General features: G+C 41.2%; 18 protein-coding genes and 2 pseudogenes. 14 read left to right on the top strand and 6 right to left on the bottom strand.

What is annotated here, in order from left to right; translation table 11 throughout:
* Positions 1 to 142: 142 nt before the first annotated feature.
* Positions 143 to 1966, bottom strand: coding sequence for a M4 family metallopeptidase (locus ACED53_RS11735; protein WP_017101687.1), 1824 nt, complete (start codon positions 1964 to 1966; stop codon positions 143 to 145).
* 612 nt (positions 1967 to 2578) lie between these two features.
* On the opposite strand from ACED53_RS11735, the gene ACED53_RS11730 reads away from it, so the two are divergent.
* The 8 genes and pseudogenes from ACED53_RS11730 to ACED53_RS11695 form a co-directional block, all read left to right on the top strand.
* A complete protein-coding gene (locus tag ACED53_RS11730) occupies positions 2579 to 3682 on the top strand; it encodes a PIN domain-containing protein (RefSeq protein ID WP_017102001.1) in 1104 nt (367 codons plus the stop codon).
* Between the two features lie 87 nt (positions 3683 to 3769).
* Positions 3770 to 4798: a DUF4062 domain-containing protein gene (locus ACED53_RS11725; protein WP_017102000.1), complete on the top strand. Its 1029-nt coding sequence runs from the start codon at positions 3770 to 3772 to the stop codon at positions 4796 to 4798.
* Between the two features lie 153 nt (positions 4799 to 4951).
* A complete protein-coding gene (locus ACED53_RS11720; RefSeq protein WP_017101999.1) occupies positions 4952 to 5281 on the top strand; it encodes a hypothetical protein in 330 nt (109 codons plus the stop codon).
* 102 nt (positions 5282 to 5383) lie between these two features.
* Entirely contained in the window at positions 5384 to 6274 is an 891-nt protein-coding gene (locus ACED53_RS11715) for a hypothetical protein (RefSeq protein ID WP_017101998.1), read from the top strand.
* A 412-nt stretch (positions 6275 to 6686) separates the two neighbouring features.
* Positions 6687 to 8105, top strand: a complete 1419-nt coding sequence (locus ACED53_RS11710) for a DASS family sodium-coupled anion symporter (protein ID WP_004733551.1) — start codon at positions 6687 to 6689, stop codon at positions 8103 to 8105.
* 6 nt (positions 8106 to 8111) lie between these two features.
* Positions 8112 to 9467: an ATP-binding protein gene (locus ACED53_RS11705; RefSeq protein ID WP_017101997.1), complete on the top strand. Its 1356-nt coding sequence runs from the start codon at positions 8112 to 8114 to the stop codon at positions 9465 to 9467.
* Positions 9454 to 9927, top strand: a complete 474-nt coding sequence (locus ACED53_RS11700; RefSeq protein WP_017062404.1) for a response regulator — start codon at positions 9454 to 9456, stop codon at positions 9925 to 9927. Before ACED53_RS11705 ends, ACED53_RS11700 begins: the two co-directional genes overlap by 14 nt.
* Positions 9928 to 10175: 248 nt before the next feature.
* Positions 10176 to 10421: pseudogene (locus ACED53_RS11695) on the top strand (IMP dehydrogenase); the annotation flags it as partial.
* A 124-nt stretch (positions 10422 to 10545) separates the two neighbouring features.
* On the opposite strand, the gene ACED53_RS11690 reads toward ACED53_RS11695, so the two are convergent.
* Positions 10546 to 11577, bottom strand: coding sequence for a tyrosine-type recombinase/integrase (locus tag ACED53_RS11690; RefSeq protein WP_371715263.1), 1032 nt, complete (start codon positions 11575 to 11577; stop codon positions 10546 to 10548).
* A gap of 218 nt (positions 11578 to 11795) precedes the next feature.
* On the opposite strand from ACED53_RS11690, the gene ACED53_RS11685 reads away from it, so the two are divergent.
* The gene (locus tag ACED53_RS11685) at positions 11796 to 12911 is read left to right on the top strand and encodes a hypothetical protein (RefSeq protein WP_371715262.1); all 1116 of its coding nucleotides are present in this window, start codon (positions 11796 to 11798) and stop codon (positions 12909 to 12911) included.
* Between the two features lie 36 nt (positions 12912 to 12947).
* Positions 12948 to 13697, top strand: coding sequence for a hypothetical protein (locus ACED53_RS11680; RefSeq protein ID WP_371715261.1), 750 nt, complete (start codon positions 12948 to 12950; stop codon positions 13695 to 13697).
* 92 nt (positions 13698 to 13789) lie between these two features.
* Here the strand turns inward: ACED53_RS11680 and ACED53_RS11675 are convergent, their stop codons facing one another.
* The 3 genes from ACED53_RS11675 to ACED53_RS11665 are packed head-to-tail and all read right to left on the bottom strand — an operon-like array spanning position 13790 to position 15484.
* Positions 13790 to 14251, bottom strand: a complete 462-nt coding sequence (locus ACED53_RS11675) for a DUF3883 domain-containing protein (protein WP_371715260.1) — start codon at positions 14249 to 14251, stop codon at positions 13790 to 13792.
* On the bottom strand, positions 14208 to 14858 hold the full coding sequence (locus tag ACED53_RS11670) for a hypothetical protein (RefSeq protein WP_371715259.1): 651 nt from the start codon (positions 14856 to 14858) through the stop codon (positions 14208 to 14210). Before ACED53_RS11670 ends, ACED53_RS11675 begins: the two co-directional genes overlap by 44 nt.
* Positions 14858 to 15484 carry a phage repressor protein CI gene (locus ACED53_RS11665; RefSeq protein ID WP_029222900.1) on the bottom strand — a complete coding sequence of 209 codons (627 nt, stop codon included), beginning with the start codon at positions 15482 to 15484 and terminating at the stop codon, positions 14858 to 14860. The genes ACED53_RS11670 and ACED53_RS11665 overlap by 1 nt, the downstream gene beginning before the upstream one ends.
* 97 nt (positions 15485 to 15581) lie before the next feature.
* On the opposite strand from ACED53_RS11665, the gene ACED53_RS11660 reads away from it, so the two are divergent.
* From ACED53_RS11660 to ACED53_RS11645, 4 genes are all read left to right on the top strand, one after another.
* Positions 15582 to 15794 carry a hypothetical protein gene (locus ACED53_RS11660; RefSeq protein ID WP_017100065.1) on the top strand — a complete coding sequence of 71 codons (213 nt, stop codon included), beginning with the start codon at positions 15582 to 15584 and terminating at the stop codon, positions 15792 to 15794.
* 93 nt (positions 15795 to 15887) lie between these two features.
* Complete coding sequence (locus tag ACED53_RS11655; RefSeq protein WP_017100066.1) at positions 15888 to 16436, top strand: phage regulatory CII family protein; 549 nt, start codon at positions 15888 to 15890, stop codon at positions 16434 to 16436.
* Positions 16437 to 17060: 624 nt separating this feature from the next.
* Positions 17061 to 18227, top strand: a complete 1167-nt coding sequence (locus tag ACED53_RS11650) for a replication initiation protein (protein WP_017100247.1) — start codon at positions 17061 to 17063, stop codon at positions 18225 to 18227.
* Positions 18228 to 18399: 172 nt separating this feature from the next.
* The gene (locus ACED53_RS11645) at positions 18400 to 18636 is read left to right on the top strand and encodes a hypothetical protein (RefSeq protein ID WP_017100246.1); all 237 of its coding nucleotides are present in this window, start codon (positions 18400 to 18402) and stop codon (positions 18634 to 18636) included.
* An 11-nt stretch (positions 18637 to 18647) separates the two neighbouring features.
* On the opposite strand, the pseudogene ACED53_RS11640 reads toward ACED53_RS11645, so the two are convergent.
* A pseudogene (locus ACED53_RS11640) lies at positions 18648 to 19219 on the bottom strand (DUF2913 family protein).
* Positions 19220 to 19420: the final 201 nt, after the last annotated feature.

The raw sequence follows: 19420 nt of genomic DNA, 5'->3' as shown, positions 1-19420 counted from the left end.
ATAAACGTATCAGTAAATAACTTTCAATATTATTAGCTACTACGGTGTGTCATAAAAAAACCTACTCAAAGTGAGTAGGTTTTTATTTCGCGGTTAACCGCTAGTTCTCGATTTACAACTTGTTTGAGAGGCTCGCTCTAACTCAATCTAAACGTAACGTTAGGCCAGAGTAGTTCGAGTATCCGCGCAGTAACACATGGTAGGTTACGCCCGGTTGCGCGCTCACACTGCACTGCTCATTGTTTCCAGCGCGATAAGGGCGACAATCGTAACTCGATGTCGTTGGCTTGCTTCCCGATTTCACATAAAGATCGGCATCACCTGAACCACCAGACATTGAAACCGTCACGCTGGATGCAGAATCAACAGTGAACGTGTAGAAGCTCTCTGAAGATTGGTTCCCGCTTAGGTTCGTAATTGGTGTGCCTTTCGTCAGCACATTGCCAGTTGGTGGCGTTGAACCACAACTCGCATTCACGCCTACGGTATTAAAAGCATCTTCAACATCGGCAACCACATAGCCCATGTCTGCTGCGGCTTTCGCTACGCCACAAGCTCCTGCGTCAAAGGTACTGTTTGCCGTCCAATACAACTGGTTGGCAACCGTGAATATTTCAAAGCCCTTACGTACATTCCAACCCGACTTGTTCGCTAAAAGATAAAAGGCACGGTTATAAACACCGCTAGATAAGTGAACGTTCAAGCCATCGTAGTATTGCGAGGCGTGATCAATCGAGCGGCCATCTTTCGATGGTTGGTCAAAGTAGCGCAAACCACCTTCCGATTTGAATATATCGCTTCCGACCACCCAATCCACACTGCCACGTAAGTAGTATTCAGCCGCTTCGCCCGCAATATCGGAGAAGGCTTCATTGATACCGCCCGACATGTTTTTGTACACAAGGCCGGAGTTTTGCTCGGTGAATCCGTGGCTAACCTCGTGAGCACTCACGTTGATATCGACCAATGGGTAAAAGGTGTTTTTGCCATCCCCAAATGTCATGGATGAGCCATTCCAAAAGGCGTTTTCATAATCGGTACCGTAATGAACGCGCATCGTCAGCTGGAAAGTTAAAGGCGACGTGTTCATCCACTCTTTGTACATATCGAATACGACATTACCAAAATAGTGCGCATCGTTAAGAGGCGAGTAAGCCCCGTTGATGTATTTATGATCGGTGTAGTTAGTTCCGTCGGCACAGTTGTAGCTGTAGGCTGCGCTGCCAGACGTTCCGTTCCTCAAATCGACTGTCTTAACTGAATCATTTTCTAACGTACAAGTCGTGCCTGTTTTGTCGATGGGAAAGCTAGGGAAGTCACTGCCATATTCATATCGAGTGGTTTTGAGGTTGCCACCTGGGCCAGTACCTAGTGCTTTAGCGTGGTTTAGTCCATTCCATTTTTGGAGCACATCGCCAGTCGTAGCATCAATAAAGTAGAAAGGGCGCTCTGGCATTGAGGCCGCGATAAAGAAATCGACCAGATACACCACTTGGGCGACTTGGTTCTCATCCAATCTCACCATCAGTTTCGCGTTTTTATTTTCAATCGACTTTTTGCCGACAGTAAACGTGCGGTGAGAGGAAATAGCGGCTTCAATCGCTTGTTCCTCATTCAGCTTTGGTGCGATGCTGGATAAGTCACCACTGATCCCTTGTGCCATCGAGCCAAACACCTGAGTGGGTTGGTTCTTGGAAAGGGTGGCGACAACGGAGGTATCAAAGACGGGTAAACCTAAGTGAGTTTGTTGGTAGCGGACTTTCGTTGTTCCATTGGGCAGTACCACCCGTTTTACTTCAGAAAAACCTAATTCTAGTGGGGCAACACTCTTCGACTGAGCGACGAGGCTTTGTTGTAGTAATGCATCATTATCGACTCTGACCATTTCTGCAGCGTGTGCATTAAAGCCAAAAGATGTACCTAGAATAGCTGCTATTTTCCAGCTTAGTTGACGTTGTTGGTTCATTATTCGTTCCTGATTTTAATATAAACTCCTTCTTCCCAACGGCTTTATAGGAAGTCTATATGCAACACGTTAATGCCATGTGTTGCGAATCAAGATTGGAAGAGCATTTGGAATTGTGACAAGTTTGTCAGGGAGATTTATTTTTAGAGTATGTAATTCAAGGTTTACAAAAAAGCTTATTGATCAAATTGTTTTTATAAAATCTAATTTTATTATTTATCGTAAACGTATGAAGGGGCGAGAGTTATTAAAACCCGCTTTGTTTTAATTTATAGGATGAATTTCTCTAAGTTAATTTCGATATTTTTCAGTTTTTATCTTAATTATAAATGAGTAAATAAGTAGTTTTTTGGAAGTGGAAATATTGTCTTTATTATCAATAGTAAACTTGTTTTAACAATACTACTAAGCACAGTTCTCAACTTTTCTACATTTGATCTTGTTAGACAGAAAAAGATCTACATTTTCTTGTTCAATCACAAAATTATGAACGATAAGTCATTGTTATGAGTAAGGTGAATCGATTATGATAACTGTATAATGACCAGAAAGGAAAATTCTTGATATAAAAACGGATTTTTTCTTTTTTATATTAAATCAAGCGGATAACTGATGACAAAAGAATTTAGTAAAAGAGGGATATACCCCTCGCCAGAAAAAGCATTTGGTTTTTTTCTGAAACCTATAATTGAAATTAAAGATGAATGCATTTTCGTTCTTGATGCAAATGTATTACTATTACCTTTCACTACTGACGTTAAAAACTTAGAGGCAATTAAATCGGTTTATAAAAATCTAGCTGATAATGATAAATTATTCTTGCCGGCACAAGCTGTACGTGAGTACTTAGATAATAGAGCTAAGAAACTTTCTGATATTAATGAAGCACTATCTAAAAAATCTAATCAAAGTTTTAATTACGTCGGTGCGCATCCTCTACTTAGTGGTCTTGAAAAGTATAAAGAAGTTATAGAGCAAGAAAATGTTTTAAAAAATGCAATTAAAGACTATCAGGTTAAAATTAGAGAAACATTAGAAGCGGTTCAAGCATGGGGGTGGAATGACCCTGTTAGTAAAATGTATCATGAAGTCTTGATTGATAGAGTTTTAAAAGACGATACTTTAAACTTGGAAAAAATATTAGTTGATCTAAAACGTCGAAATGAATTAAATATTCCACCTGGCTATAAAGATAAATCAAAACAAGAAAATGCTGCTGGAGATTTATTAATTTGGCATGAGTTGTTAAATTTAGCTGAAGAAAAAGCAAAGCATGTAATATTTGTCTCAGGTGATGAAAAAGCTGATTGGTGGCATCAAAGTGGTAAAAAACCTCTTTACCCAAGATTTGAACTTGTTGATGAGTTCAGAGAGCGGACAGATGGAAAATCATTCCATATAATAAGTCTCTCGAAGTTGTTAGAATTATTTGAGACCGATGAGGAGGTTGTTAACTCGGTTAAGAAGTCTGAAGAGGAAAGTGACACTACTAAATCGTCGACGAAAATAGTACAACGCTTGCTTAATCATAAGTTACGTAAAGATAAAATATATGAAAGCAATAACACTTGTGATATTTGTGGATTTGCTTGTACAAGTGAAAGAAGTATTCTAGAAATTCACCATATAATACCTTTATCTGAGGGTGGGCAAGACACTATGGAAAATTTACTTTTACTTTGTCCCAACTGTCATCGACTTGAACACAGAAAATAGTCGGATTTTTCTCGTTTATCGCTAATTTAATCCAACTGTTTATTGCCGTTTAGCGAAGCGTTAACTTTTCAGTCAGGGTAGGTAAATATGGATAAAAAGTATCAAGTTTTTGTAAGTTCGACATATGAAGACTTAAAGGAAGAGCGTGAACAAGTTATAAAGGCTGTTCTCGAAATGGGACATATTCCTGTTGGAATGGAAATGTTTAGTGCTGCTGATGAAGATCAATGGAAACTTATTGCTCGGCAAATTGAACAATCAGATTATTATGTAATTCTTGTTGCTCACCGATATGGTTCTGAAACAAAAATGGGTATCAGTTATACCGAAAAAGAGTACGATTTTGCATGTTCGTTAGGTGTGCCAACTCTCGGGTTTATTATATCTGATGACGCATCATGGCCTAATAATCGAGTCGATAAATCGGCCAAAAAGATAAAGAAACTTGAGGCATTTAAAACGAAAGTTAAGTCTAAGTTAGTTCAATTTTGGTCTTCTAAGGAAGACCTACATGGAAAGGTCTCTATCTCGCTTGTAAAAAACATGAATATCAACCCTAGAGTTGGGTGGATAAGAGCGAGTGAAGCACCGTCAATTGAGGCCACCCAAGAGTTACTTCGTTTAAGTGCAGAAAATGCAGAGTTACGTAAAAAGGTTGAAGTTGCAACTACTACTGATCAGCCTGACGAAGAGAAAAAAATCGTACATATTCTCGATGATAATGTTAGAACGTTTAGGGTTAGACGTAAAAATAACTCAAAGTGGAATGAAGCGGATAGTTTTTCAAACACTCTCCTTGAAATCTTCATGATCATAGGCCCGACTATGGTGAACGAGAGCTCAAGTGCAAACATAGCTAAAGAGCTTTCCTTTGAGCATGTCGGCAATAATTGGTTCCGCGGCGGTTGGTCTGTTGGTGACAACAGGGTTAAAGGTTTTGTGACAGACTTAATTGCTCTTGACTTAGTTGAAGCATCGAAAAAGAAGCATTCGGTTAATGACAAAGAAGAATATTGGAGCCTTACAAAAACAGGAAAGGCAATCTTGAAGAAAGCTAGAAGAATACAGTTAGAGGACGGTATTAAGACTGTAGAGGAAAAGTCAGAAGAAGATTGACTTTTTAATTCAAGAGTGGTGAACAATGCTTGACACTCTTACTTAAAGCTAGTTTAGTAATTATGGAACAATGGTCTAGTTAAGGTGTCAGCGTTGTTCACATCTTATTTGGTTGTATGTGCTTTAGAAAAACCAAGAAACAAAAGGTAACTTATGAGTCTTCTAATCAGTATACCGTATAAGTTGAATCTTCTCCTTACATTCGCTACTTGGGTTGCTCATTGGTTGGGGAAGTTCTTAGTTATTGCCATATTTTTGATTGCTAGTTCAGCCTTAATCAATGAAATATGTCTTTCGTTTGGTTTAAAGGTTCTTTCAGAAAACCATTGGTTGTTTGTTCTATCTAATCTTGTATACAACGAGAAAGCGTGGGCTCCTGCTACGGCAGTTGTCGCTACGACCGTTGCAATGGGACACTTTCGTACACTGGAAGTAAATATCGATAAAGAAAACCGGGAGCGAGATTCCGCAAGACCCGAATAACACACATAACAAAAGACTATGGTAACAATAGTTCATCTTAATAGTCATTACCCCCTATATTTAGCGTTTACTTGGCAAATGCTTTAGTTTCACGGAGGAAACATGACAAGCGAGCAACTACTAGAAAAGGCACTTTATAGCAGTGCCAGCATCCATCAACCTCATTCTTTAAAAGCTTATTTGGCTGCGAATTATCTGAATGCTTATTTCGCTAAATCAGACAATGTCTGGCTTAAAACGAGTGAGTTGATAGACCAAACTGAGATTGAAGTTTTAGGTGAGTACTCTGCAACGCTAAAGGCGCCCAAATTTACGGATTTTCGTATTCAAAGGATATTGGATAACGGGGTATACCCAGCGGCGTATGCCGCTTTAATGCAATGGCATGAGAATAAGGGCTTTCAAGATATCTTCTCGTATTACGTTTCGCAGGCTTCTCAAACCAGCGAATACCTTTCCCACAATGTGACTATCTTATTGGCGCTGAATCGTGTTTACCGTGGTTTAGAGCCGTCTCAAATTCCAGCATTCCTTAACCGCTTCACTGAATTTGTCACATCGACCCGTTCTGATGGCGATCAAAGCTCTGACATAAGCGAAGTCGTAGAGCTTAATCGCGTATTACAAGCATGCTTAAAACAGTTTGGTTTCTTTGGGCACAACCTAATTACGCTTACATGGATAATGCGTTGCAAGGAAGAGCTGTCGAAAGAGCAATATGACGCAATGCTTTTTAATCTCTATCGACAGGCCAATAGCCCCTTGGAAGATCCTGACGATGAGATTGATCAAGCTATCTTGGCGCAGTGTCAAAGCTCAGGTAATTCAGATGAGCTCTATGACAATGTCCACCGATTGGTTTTTGGGTATACGTCGAATCTACACCAGATAACGCTAGCGGATGCATTGTGCTTTCTTCACGAACGATTCCCTGCACATACATCGGAGCTAAAGCACATTGCCGAGTATCAGTGTCGTCTGTTAGAAAAGTGAGTTTAATTAGGACGTTGCATTTAACTTATGCAACGTTATCAGTCTAGTTAGCGCAGAAGTACAACTTACACGCGAATCAGATCTCAAATTGAAAAAAAGAGCTACTCGATAATGCAGCTACGCTCTTTACTTCTGAAAGCCAGTCAGGTGTCAAATATGGCTCACATATTACGGATCTCCCACGCAAAGGCGAACGTTTGCCTTTTGTTTCTCGGAATTTAATTACAACAGTAAATGACATACAAACGTAGAGGTAGCGCACAGAATCGAAAAAGGGGATATCGCGATTACGGAATCATTGATCTAGCCGATAGTGAGATAGGGATAAGAGGTCGATAATTCGTTGTCGGACTAAATTAGAACTCTAAATCTAATTTCTAAGTAGTTGTTATCTCAGGAAGAGTTTTGTGCTATGCGCCCCTATATTAAATACATTATCCCTATTTTAATTCCTTTCATTATCCTCGTAATGCCGCTATCAGCGTTTCCATTTGAAGGCCTTACGATTATTCAACAACGCGTTATTGCGATCTTTTTATTAGCGGCATTGTGCTGGGTGTTCGAGCCTATCCCGATTTACGCGACGTCTGTTGTTATTATCGTTCTGCAATTATTGATGTTGTCGGATAAAGGGCTGATCTTTTTAAGGTTTGAGCATGGGCAGGAACATTTTGGTGAGCTGTTAAAATACAGCGACATCATGGCGACATTCGCCAGCCCAATCATCATGCTGTTTTTGGGCGGTTTTTTCTTAGCGATGGCCGCCACTAAGTATCGATTAGACGTAAACTTAGCCCGTGTATTATTGAAGCCATTTGGACAAGACCCAAAGTTTGTGATGCTCGGCTTAATGTTGATCACTGGTATCTTTTCGATGTTTATGTCTAACACGGCAACAACAGCAATGATGCTCTCTATTTTAACGCCGGTACTGGCTGTGTTTGGCCCGAAAGACCCCGGTCGTATAGCGTTTGCGCTTTGTATCCCTGTTGCCGCTAACATCGGTGGCATTGGTACCCCGATCGGTACCCCCCCGAACGCTATCGCACTTAAATATTTAGTTGGTGATAACCTCATTACGTTCGGTGAATGGATGGCATTTGGTGTGCCGTTTGTCGTTATTATGATGGCGTTAGCGTGGTTTTTAATAGGCTTTATGTACAAAGCTGACCAAAAGAAAATCGAGCTAAGCATCAAAGGCAAATTCCTTAAAACGCCCAAAGCCATTGCGGTATACGTCACTTTTGCGCTGACCATCATTCTTTGGTTAATGGGCTCAAGCCATGGCATGAACTCTTATACCGTCGCTCTGATTCCTGTCGCTGTGTTCTCACTCACAGGGATCATCAATAAAGAAGACCTGAAAAAGATTTCTTGGGACGTACTGTGGCTTGTATCAGGTGGTATTGCGCTTGGTTTAGCTCTCGATAAAACTGGCTTAGCAAGGCTTGTGGTACACAGCATTCCGTTTGATGCTTACTCACCATATGTGGTGTTGTTCGGAGCGGCGTTCTTGTGTTTGGTAATGGCAAACTTTATGTCTCATACCGCAACGGCTAACTTGTTAATGCCAATTATGGCTGCATTAGGTTCGTCTATGGCTTCGCTCACGCCACTAGGCGGTGAGTTAACGTTAATTCTGGTTGTGACTTTTGCTGCTTCATTAGGTATGTCGCTGCCAATCAGTACGCCACCGAATGCGTTGGCTCATGCCACGGGTCATGTGCAAAGTAATCAAATGGCCAGAATCGGTATTATTTTGGGTGTGGTTGGTGTGCTACTGAGTTTTGTTATGGTATGGGTGCTACATTCAATTGGTCACATAGGATAACGATACGTGTATCAACAAAAGCTAGAAGCACTTATCGATCGTTATTTTAATCAGACAGAACGTCGGGTGACGTGCCGTGCCGGTAACCCCATTATTGAACAATCAGCGTTAAACACTCGTTTATATTATGTGTTTAGTGGAGAACTGGAAGGGTTTTATTCTGAAGCGAATACACCGCAAGTGCGAGTATTTAGCGCGGGTAGTGGGGCTTTTATAGGCGTTCACAGCTTCTTTTCAGGCAATTGGACAGCATCTTCAACGGTTGTTGCTAAAACCGATGTTGAGTTAGCGTGGATCGATAAAGACACGCCGGCAGAAGATGAACGTAAGTTTGGCCCTCTTACCGCACAGTTCACACCTGTGATTGTCAATGAGTTGTCGCGTCGTCAACGCCGCGCAACACAAGAAGCGATAGCGAAACAAAAAGCGCTAGAGAAGTTACATACTGCTGAGCAAATGACGACCTTGGGTCAATTGGCTGCAGGGATTGCCCATGAGCTTAACAACGCTATTGGTGTAGTAAATAGTAAATCTGGTCGACTTGAAACGGTCATCATGGATCTACTTGAAGAAGTGCATCCAGAAGCCAGCCAGTTTTTCGATTTTGGGTTAATGCATGGTCAGAAAACGTCGTCGTCAGAAGCGCGAACACGTGGGCGACAATTTGAAAGAAAATATGGTTTAGACAAAAACATTGCACGCTCTCTTGCAAAGGCGATTCCAATTGACGCTTCACATGCAACAGACGTTATTTCAAAACATTGGCTGAAAAACCCAGAAGAAGCGATTCGCTTTTGGCAGATGGGCTGTGATTTACATGATTTACGTTTGGCATCTAGACACACCGTTGGCATCGTAAAATCGGTTAAACAACTTGGCAGAGTTGATATTGACACCGAAGAAGCGGTTGATATTAACGACTCCATTAACCATGCCTTATCGTTGTTACAAAGTGAGTTACGTAGAGTCTCTGTGCGATTGAGCCCTGCAGATTTGCCGACTTTTAAAGGCTCGAAAACAGAGCTCGTTCAGATTTGGGTCAACATTGTAAAGAATGCTTGCGATGCAATGTCGAATTCAGACGATGCTGCAATCGAAATTCAAACCAGATTAAGTAAAAAAAGAATATTAGTTACGATTACGAATAACGGCCCTGAGATAGACGAGGCGACTCGTAGAAAGGTATTTCAGCCCAACTTCACCACTAAAAAAGGTGGTTTATCGTTTGGATTGGGCTTGGGTTTATCAATAGTTAAGCGGATTGTGGCGGGTTATAGCGGAAGTATTATTGTGAAAAGTGATGCTTCTAAAACTGTATTTAGAATCAAGTTACCAGTAGAGGGTGAACATGGAGAAGCTTAATTTAATCTGTGTCGATGACCAGAGAGAAGTACTGAGCGCAGTGGTACAAGATTTAGAGCCGCTGGCGAGTTGGCTGAATATTGAAGATTGTGAATCAGCACAAGAAGTGCTTGATCTCATTGATGAGCTTGACGCAGAAGGCGAACACATTACCGTCATCGTGTCTGATCATGTGATGCCGGGAAAAACGGGTGTGGAGTTACTCACTGAAGTGTTCCATGACAGCCGCTTTCCGAATACAAAGAAAATTCTTCTTACGGGGCAGGCCACTCACACCGATACCATCAATGCGATTAATGCAGCAGGTATCGACCGTTACTTTGAAAAGCCTTGGCAAGCAAGCACGTTAGTTGAATGCATTCGTACTCTTGTCACTGAGTACATATTTGATCAAGGGCTTGATTACACGGACTATCAGAATGAGCTCGACCAGCAGGTTGTGTTGAGACGCTTGCGTTAGTCTCTTATGTTAGCGACTTACGCTAGTCACTTATGTCAGTCGCTTGAAATTGTATGCACCGAAGGACGCTTTCTGAAGGATTTTGTCTTTGAAAGATGTAATCTTTCGGTGCATATATTACCTATCTCTTTTAGTCGTTCAGGTTTTAGTACTCAGTTATTAACACACTGGTTGCTGGCTTAAGTCTAAAACTCATGCGCAACGCTAGCGGATGCGTTGTGTTTTCTTCACGAACGATTCCCTGAACATACGGCATGTCTTCACAGTCGGCTATGGATAAGCACTCAGGTGGTGTTGCTAAATACCGTGCTGCAGAAGGTAAAACTGTTTTACTTCCGTTCCGTGGTTCTGTTCACAACACAATTTCTGACATCCTTGGTGGTGTACGTTCAACTTGTACATACGTAGGTGCAGCAAAGCTTAAAGAGCTAACTAAGCGTACTACTTTCATTCGTGTGCAAGAGCAAGAGAACAACGTATTCGGTAAAGAGTAACGTTTAAAACACTTGTTTAAAATTTTAAGAATTGAGCCACTTTAAAGTGGCTCTTTTTTTACCTGAAATTTGGCAAGTGGCGACAAAGTGGCGACAGCCGAACAAAAAATTTTGTGGCGACAGGTTACAGGTTGGAAAGAGGGTTATGGATAATTGCTTCAGATAGATGATCAGGTGCGAAGTGGGCATAGCGCATTGTCATGCTGATATCTGCGTGGCCTAGAATGTCCCTTAGCACTAAAATATTGCCGCCATTCATCATAAAGTGACTTGCGAACGAATGACGCAAAACGTGGGAGGCTTGCCCTGAGGGTAGGGTGATGCCCAGTTTATTCTTCAATATGTAGCAGAAAGGTGTGTAGCATTCTTCAAAGAGCTTCCCTGAGGTTGGTTTGTATATCTCGTTGTAAAGCTCCTCTGAGATGGGTACAGAGCGATTCTTCTTAGTCTTGGTATTGGTGAACGTAACCTTATATTTGCTTAACTGAGCGCCTTTCAGCTGAGCAGCTTCATTCCAGCGAGCTCCAGTGGCTAGGCATAGCTTCACTATTTTCTGCATATCTGTTCGGCTGTGTTTAGACACATGCTCAAGTAACAAAGTAATGTGCTCTTTATGAAGAAAAGACATAGTGCGTTCGTGATCTTTAAATGGCTTCACTTCTTCCAATGGGTTTGGTCCTTTCCACTCCCCAATCTCTTTTAACTTGCCGAACATTGCCTTAAATCGAGCGAGTTCAGAATTTAGCGTTGCGATACTAGGAGCCCCTTTTTGCCAACGCGCATCAACAAAGCTAATTTGCCCACTCATTCGGTGACTTCTAAATTCAGAGTATGTTTTTGCATTGAAAACTGTCGCTATAGGGTTACCCATCGCGTTAGCCATTCTTAGAAACTTACTATGGATGACACTGCCATTAGCAAGGGTTGCACCATAGTGCGAGTACCAAAGCTCAATAAGTTGAGACAGCCTTCGGTGATCCGGCTTGTCACCCATCCAGGGCTTATCGTCAATCTCTTTCATTGTGTGAAGCTCAAAGGCCTTGGCTTCGCCTTTTGTCGCAAACTTCTTACGAACACGCTTCCCCGATCGTCCGTTCGGGTAACATTCGCAAATCCAAGGTTTTTTTGAGCTAGTTTTTAAGTTTCTAACAGCCATAAGTAACATTTAATTGAATATGTTTTTATATACAGTATATCTTGAAGTGTGGCTCGACAATGTTTGATAACCTAAAGCTCAAACAAAAATTCAAATGAAAGGGGGATGTATCTACCAGTTTTTGTAGTTGAATATCAATTTTGGTGCGTATGCCATAAGCTCCTGTTATTATTCGTCGTTATTCGCATTTGTCATTTGTCACTTGGAGTTGTTAGATAATGGTTCAGTTCTTAGAGGTTCCAGAGGGTATAAACTATTGGTTTATTCGTGCGGGTAATAACGGCGGAAAGTATTTTTATCACTTCAAAGATAATAACGTAGTTGGTCTTGGCCACGCAGACGAGGTAGGTTTAACTTTCGAAGACTCATATACTTTAGATGACGAAGACATAGCATCAGTAATCGGCTCAACTCGGAATTACCTCAATAATCAAAGCGAGTCAGCGAGTCAAATAAGTAACAAGACAAATCAGATCAGCCGTTTTCTTACTAGCATGAATATTGGTGACATAGTCATTAGTGTAAATGATGGTTACATGATGGCCGGGAGAGTCAGTTCTGATGCTTATTACGGATCCGTTGAGCTAGCATTGTCGACGGAACGTGATGGACCCATACCTACATATTGTGGTTTTGAATTACGACGAGATATAACCTGGGGAAGACCAAAACCACGGGGTTTAATGCCAATAGAGTTAGAAAAAGCCTTTAGATACACGGGTTCTATCATGCAGTTGAATTCAGATGAGCAGGTTAAAGCTATAAATCATTGGCTTTATCCAGTGCATTTTCAGGGTGATGAAGTTAGATGTACACTTCGAATTAGTTCCCCAGAAGCTCTATCGAATCGACAGCTCACTAAATTGTCGAGTTTTTTAGACGAAGTAGAGCTAATGACATCCTATGTGGAAAACTCTCTCTCATCGGGGCAAGAAGTAGACATTCAGGCTCTGCGTCAGTTTATGGATGATAATGAGGAGTCTTTTGACTACGCTCTAAAAGCCCAACACTTATTTATGTCTCCTGGGCATCAATATATTCAGCTTGAAGGTGGTCGGCTTAAACGATTCATTTATGCCACACTATTGGTAGGTTTGTTGAGTTCCGAAGCTGTTGCTATTGAAGATGTACCTCCTGAGCTGGCACTTTTGAACGGTCCGCAAATTCAACTGTTGTTAGCAGAGTATCGCAATAATATGAATGTAGAATCACTCCAAGGTGCTTTAGCTGTCAATTTATCTACCCCCTCATTGCAAGATGATGTCGATGCAACTGTCGAAAGTGAAGAGGATGCAGGGTGGGAAGTTAGTGATAGTGATAACTCGGCATTGTAATGTGTTTGAATTATTTTATTGGAATTGTAGTCATATATGAGTTGGATTAGATCTATTTTAACCTCTTTATGCAGACCTATAGTGTTTGTATTTGGTAGAGCTGAAAAGTTTCATTATCTTGCATTAACACTCGCTATCGTCGTCGGTGGTGGTTGGACTATGTATACATTTGAAGCTTTGAAAATGAGGGAGAATGCAGAGAACGATTTAGTTTCAACACAAGGAGATCTAGAAAAAGCAAAATTAGATCTGAAAGAGCTTCAAGACAAGATCGATGGTACTGACTCTAGTTACATCCAAATTCAAACTGAACAATTTAATTACGCTGTATTTGATAAAAACTCTCAGCAAGAGGTAGATAAGCTCGGGTTAATTATAAATGTCTTGGTACAAAATACGGGTACCAACGATGTCGATATGTCTTGGGAAAACTCGCCACTTAGGGTCTACAAAGTTGAAAGCCGAAATGGAGATGAAGAAAGACTCTATGATTCTTTAATTCCTCGTATATACGATGGACACGACTCAAGCGGAAAAAAAACAGCTTTAAAGAAGCTATACCTCTTCGTAGGGGCAAAGAAAGAGCTTTCTTTTTTTGTTGAATTAAATGAACCAGGCCTTTACTACATTATGTTTAAGGCTGATACAAATGGTTCTCTTGATAAGAAAATGACCAAGATGGGTAAAAATGGTGTTTGGTTCTCATCCAAATATGTATATGTTAAGAAAGATGAGAAACCTCGATATGAAACTTACATTAGAGCGAACGCGGTGTTTGGTAAGTGATTTAAAATATTGATTTTAATAGCTTTTTTATAAAGATAAAGGCGTCGAATGTAATATCTGACGAATTGTTTTAGTTGGAGTTATGGCCGGCCTTATTTTATTTTAGCTTTAAATATTTCCGAGGTGAGCTCAAAGTGTTTATCAATAGGCCCGTTCAATGGGTAGAATTTAGCCGTCCCCGTTTTTTTGTTCAAATCGTAAACTCGGTATACCCAATACTGACTCCCAAGTTCGCGAGAAACTTCAACTTCATTTCTTGATATGAAAAAAGCCGTTCCTATCGTTTTTTCGGTTGTTTTGACTTCAATGAACTTCTCGGTACCATTTTCGTCAAATGACTTTACATCGTAGCCTGCGTAATCCGTTTTTTTAGCTACATGAACAATCTTTTCAGCAAGGTCTGTCAGCCCTTTTTTTATAAGGAATTGTTTTTCATGCGCAATCACGAGCTCTTCTCCAGCAAGTCCAAGATTACGATTTTTCTCATCAATATCAGCCCAGTTGTTAGCTTTATTCGTTGTGTTCCTGGTCCCTTTTTTTGCCGACTGTTTCATTAATTCCCAGCAATAAGGCCTCTATCTCTGATTTAGATTGATGATTGAATGCACTTTTTAACTCCAATAATTCAATGTTTGTATCGCTTACTATAGTGTCGATTTTTTCGAGGTTAGCTACTTTTACCTCTGCCAATGACTTTTTTAGTTCAAGTATTTCAGTTCGATAAGCTGTATTTGTCTTTGTTAAGCTTGATATTTGTCCAACAACCTCTTTTAGGGCGTACGTAGATGAGTAGACTAGAGTAGCATCAACGTTTTCTGCAAATAATACAGCTGATTGATAAAGCTGTCCTTTTAGCACTTCGCTATCAGGTGAAGACAAGTGATTTTTGAAAGGAAGGTTAAGCTCTTTGGGGTAGATAACTATTTTGGTTATTTTGTTTGGTAATTCAGACAACAAATTGAATATACCACTGTTGGTAACCACTCCAGTTTTGAGTGTTTTTGCCATTGTGGTGTCAACAATGTTAATTATTGACTTTAGTTCGGCAAGTGGAGTGTCTTCTAGAGCGTCGTCAAAATTGATTAATCTGGTAATTTTTTCAAGTTCTGAGTAGCTCTTTCTTAAAGCATTCAGATTATCTGTAAGAGTTAATTTTCCCATCACTTCTTCTCCATCACTAACGCCACTCTACCCACAACCCTTACTTCATCTTCTTCGACTGTTAGAGTCGAGCCGTTAAAGCTGATCGCTAGTTTCTTACCTGGTAGGCGCTGAATATCGTTGAGCGAGAGTAAGCCATCCATATCCACTAAGTATGTGCCACTTACTGCTTGGTGAACTTCTTTATCGACAATGAATGTAGTCCCATCGTGCTCGATGCCCATTACATTCAGAACCCCAAGTTTGTCTAAGTAGCTCTTATCAAAAGCTAGCGTTTCATTTCCCACAAGTTTTCCATTTGTCAGAGTGAAGTAATCGACATCAAAAAGTGTCTTAGCTTCATTTTTTTTAGGCGTGTGCTCTTGGACTACTTGATCAGGGAAAGCTTCGCCTTCTCCTAAAGCCAGATATTTGATTGATGCGCCAGTCTTCAAATGAAGTCTCAAAATCACTTCGAAGGGAGTTAACTCTCGCTGGTGCCACGTAGATATCGTCCCTTTTGAAATGCCAAGTACGTCTCCAAGAGACTTGAAGTCTCTCATTTTCGTGACTTCCTTCATCCTTTCTGTAACTTCTCGGCCGCCAATGTATTCAAAAGGTGGTATTTGTTCTTGTAATTCACTCATAAGAAGGCTATATTTTCACTCAAATGATGACTGGACAGTGCGGGGTGCGACACTATTGTCCAAAATGAAACACTCAATAACATAACAGGATATCACTATGCTCTCATATCAAGTAGTCCTAAATACGCCTTTCATGACGTACGACCAATACTCTCAATTCTCTGGTATGCCAAAGCGCACCATCATAGATTGGGTTAAAGATGGTCGCTTACCTATTAAAAAGAAAGCAAAAGCTAAAGAAACACCATTAATCAATATGATCGCACTACACGAAATGGCAACTCGTGAAACGATGGAGAGAATGGGTTAGTCGCCCATGCGTTTATCTTCCCTTATTTCGACCAAAGAGCGTTGCCCGGTTGGGCTTCGTTTTGTTCCACTTTTCTTCAATTGAGTATTTGTTATGAATGACATTGACTTGATAAGCGAATTTTATCGCACAAAGCAATTAGCCTTTGATGAAGCGTGCTGTGTCTTTGCAACCTCAGAGAATATAAGTAGCTTGGCTGCTGGAATAGGGATGACCCCGACTATTCTACGCAATAAGCTCAATCCTGCTCAGCCTCATGTTCTGAGTTGTGTAGACGCGCTTACTCTCGCAAAAGTAAGCGGTAATCACACCATCGTAAACAGCTTGCTTCTTGGGTTGGGCGTGGTCACCGCTCATATAACATCTGAGAGCACGGATGACACCTTTGTCCAAAGCGTATTAGAGAACTCGGTCCATTCGGGTGAATTGTCTCGAATGGCGTTGGATTATGCAGGAGAGCATCGTCTTACAAGGACTCAAAAACATAAGATTATTCATAACGCACACGCCAGTATCAGCGTTCAGGTAAAACTCATCAGGAGCCTAGAAAAACTGAATCAAGGTGGTTGTCTGCATAAAGCCATAGAGGATGAGGCGGCCACTAATGGTTTTTCTGCTTCACAGATCAATTCGGAGGAGTGATGTCTGTTACTCCGTGCCATAAGTCATGCCCAGAAACGTCTGGTCATGGATTGACGGAGGAAGATAAGCGTAGAGGCCTTAGGTATATCAGGATCATTCGACGCGAGTTATGCGATCGTCAACTTTCTTCCTTATGGGTTGAGCAGGCGAGGTTAATGACCCAATTAAGGCGTTCGAATCATGTGTTTGAACAAATGCGACTGCGAATTCGTTTATTCGGCCTTGAGAAGCGAATACAAAGAATCAGACAACGTTGGCTTTGACGCATTTTCCTCTTCCAGAGTTGCGTTATCGATTTCTCCGAAGGGGAGCGTTTTTTAGCCGAGGTTACTTTATGAGTCATCATGTGTTTGCGGTCGTACAGGGTAAGGTCATTCAAAGCAGTCTTGAAGCTGTCTTCAATTTAGTTTTAGAAAGTAAAGAAGAGTGGTGTGATGCAGTCAGTTGTCATCCTAAAAGGGGTGCAATAAAAATTGACATCCGTGCCGACTCCGAAAGCTTGAAAGGAGCGACTTTAACCGACTCTCGAACCTTATTAGAGAGAGTTAAGAGTACTGACTCAGTAACGACGCTCAACGCTCAAGACAATCTCTCTTGCTTTGCTTTTTCTTTAAGGGGGAGGCGATGACGGCTCATTCTGAATACGCTGCGTCTTCATCCATTTCGTGTTTGAGTAGGCTACTTGAGGAAGCGCCTTATTTGTCGAGGTGCAGTGACAATAAAACCGCGATGCTTATCAGACCTCGAAACTACGCGGTCAGATGGCCGTATATGCAGGTTAATCGTAAAGAGATGCAGGCGTGGATGGTGTTTGACATCGATCATGACCATCGCTCTGTCCCCAACCCCTATATTTGGCAAGATGAAGGCTTGCCACCCCCTAATCTAATCGTTCGAAACCGCACCAGTAATAAAGCCCACCTTTTTTACGCTATTGTGCCGGTTTGCACCAGCGATCAAGCCCGATCCAAACCCATTCAGTACCTCAAAGCCATTTATCGCGCCTTAGCCTTACGACTTGAGGCGGACTTAAGTTATTCAGGACCTGTTGCCAAAACGCCCTTTCATCCTTGGTGGCAGACAACTGAACTCCACCGCAGTGTCTATGAACTCAATGAGTTAGCGGATTCTCTTGAGCTGGAGACAACGCGGCCATGGCTTCGTCAAGATATTGATGTCTCTTATTCTCGAAACTGTACTTTATTCGAACACACTCGTCGATACGCATATGACATCGTCGACGAAGAAAGAGAAAAGGGCAGTTATACGAACTTTAAACGCCGTGTAGAGAGTTTCGCTCATTACAAAAATACCGAGACTGCGGATAAGCCGCCTTTGAAGTGCAGTGAGGTGTTGGCGGTGGTGAAAAGCGTTTCTCGTTGGACCTGGGATAAATATTGTGCACGGTCAGACTGCCAGCGAGGTGTGATGAGATTGGATAGTGGATTAAGTTTACAGGAAAGGCAGCGTAGAGCGGCCAGAAGAACCCATAACCTTCGTCGGACGAAGACCACTCGTCGAATTATCCGCGCATGTCAGATTCTGTTACGCAAAAATCAGGAGCTCACGATTGGTTTGGTGGCACGTAATGCGGACCTGTGTCGCCAGACCGTCAGTCGTTACGTCTATTTGTTTGAATGGGTCAAGTCTGCTTTATCCGAAAGTAGGCAAAATGGGCCAGAGCATCGTGGTAATTATGCTGTTCATCAGATATCTGCCACTATAACGTTATACTGGGTGGAGTATGAAGTAGGGAAAAAGAAGGCGGTACTTGAGTCAGCTTTTCCTTGAGTTGAATAATAATGAGTAACTATCGAGTCAAAATAAGCTCTCTTGGTAAATTCAATAATGAGTTTGAGTCGACATAACCCATTTTATGCGATTAATGTCTCAATTCGCGCAAATATGGATTTACACACCTTATTTTGCTGTATATTTATACAGTAAAATAGGAGGGGGAGTTATGTCTTTTAAAGATACAGAGACACTGTCGACAGGAATTGAATTCATTGTTGAAGCCGTGGCGGTGAAGACAAATGGCCAAGATCATTCAGCGTTAGGTTTATACCTGATCAGCTTACTGCTCGAAGATCAAAAGATTTCCCTTGATTGTGATGATAGAAGGAAAAGGGTGGTAGTACCACTTGGTAAATCGCGTCAAACACATCTTGATATGGGTTGGAAGTGCCCTGCTTTTTAGATTTGGTTGTGTTAGCTAATTGGGTGAACTTGATAGTGATAGTTCTTCAACTCTTCACTTGCTTGGCACAATTCAAATGTGAAATAAGGCTGGGTGACTAAACACTGAGTGAACCTGTCTAATTCATTCGTATGTATAAACAACGAAATGGGTGCAATCTGACGGTTTTCATTATCGAAGCAGTTATCAATATGTGCTCTGTCGATATAAACAACGTCCATTTCCTGTTTAGGGGTCTCTTCAATCAGTTTTGTTTCTAATCCGCTCTTCTCAAAGCGTTCTAACAAGGCATAAAGCTTATCAACGTCGTTTTGACTTTCTATCGCTGAATATTGAGATAAAACGCTTTCTAAGTGTTTTTCGATTGAGCCAAACTTATTCTTCATCAAACAAACCGTTTTAAGCTTTTTCTTGATAAGCTATATCGAGCTTGTTTGATTTTTGGCTTCAAGAAGTCAATGATGATCTTGTTTCGTTGCTCTTCTTTAACAAAGTGACTGGCAACGTTTACTTTGAAGTAAAGGTGAAGAAGAGTGTTTTCGAAGGTCGACTTAAGAAGTTGGTGGTATGAAGGTTCTGACATTGTTCACATGGGCTATTTATTGGTGAGGGTATCTTATCATGAAAATAGCAAGGCTCTAAGGCTGAAAGCAAAATGACGTAACTTGCTAGTTGTTCGTTGTTATGCTTAAACCGGCTTTGTTGCGTAATTCAGTGGAACTAAATCCAGAACCTACGATCTGATCAGCTACATTCACTCTCTCGTAGCCCTATTCCTAAACCT

The sequence above is a fragment of the Vibrio sp. 1F169 genome, assembly GCF_041439605.1.
Classification (GTDB): Bacteria; Pseudomonadota; Gammaproteobacteria; order Enterobacterales; family Vibrionaceae; genus Vibrio; species Vibrio tasmaniensis_A.
This window is presented reverse-complemented; position numbering and strand designations above follow the sequence as displayed.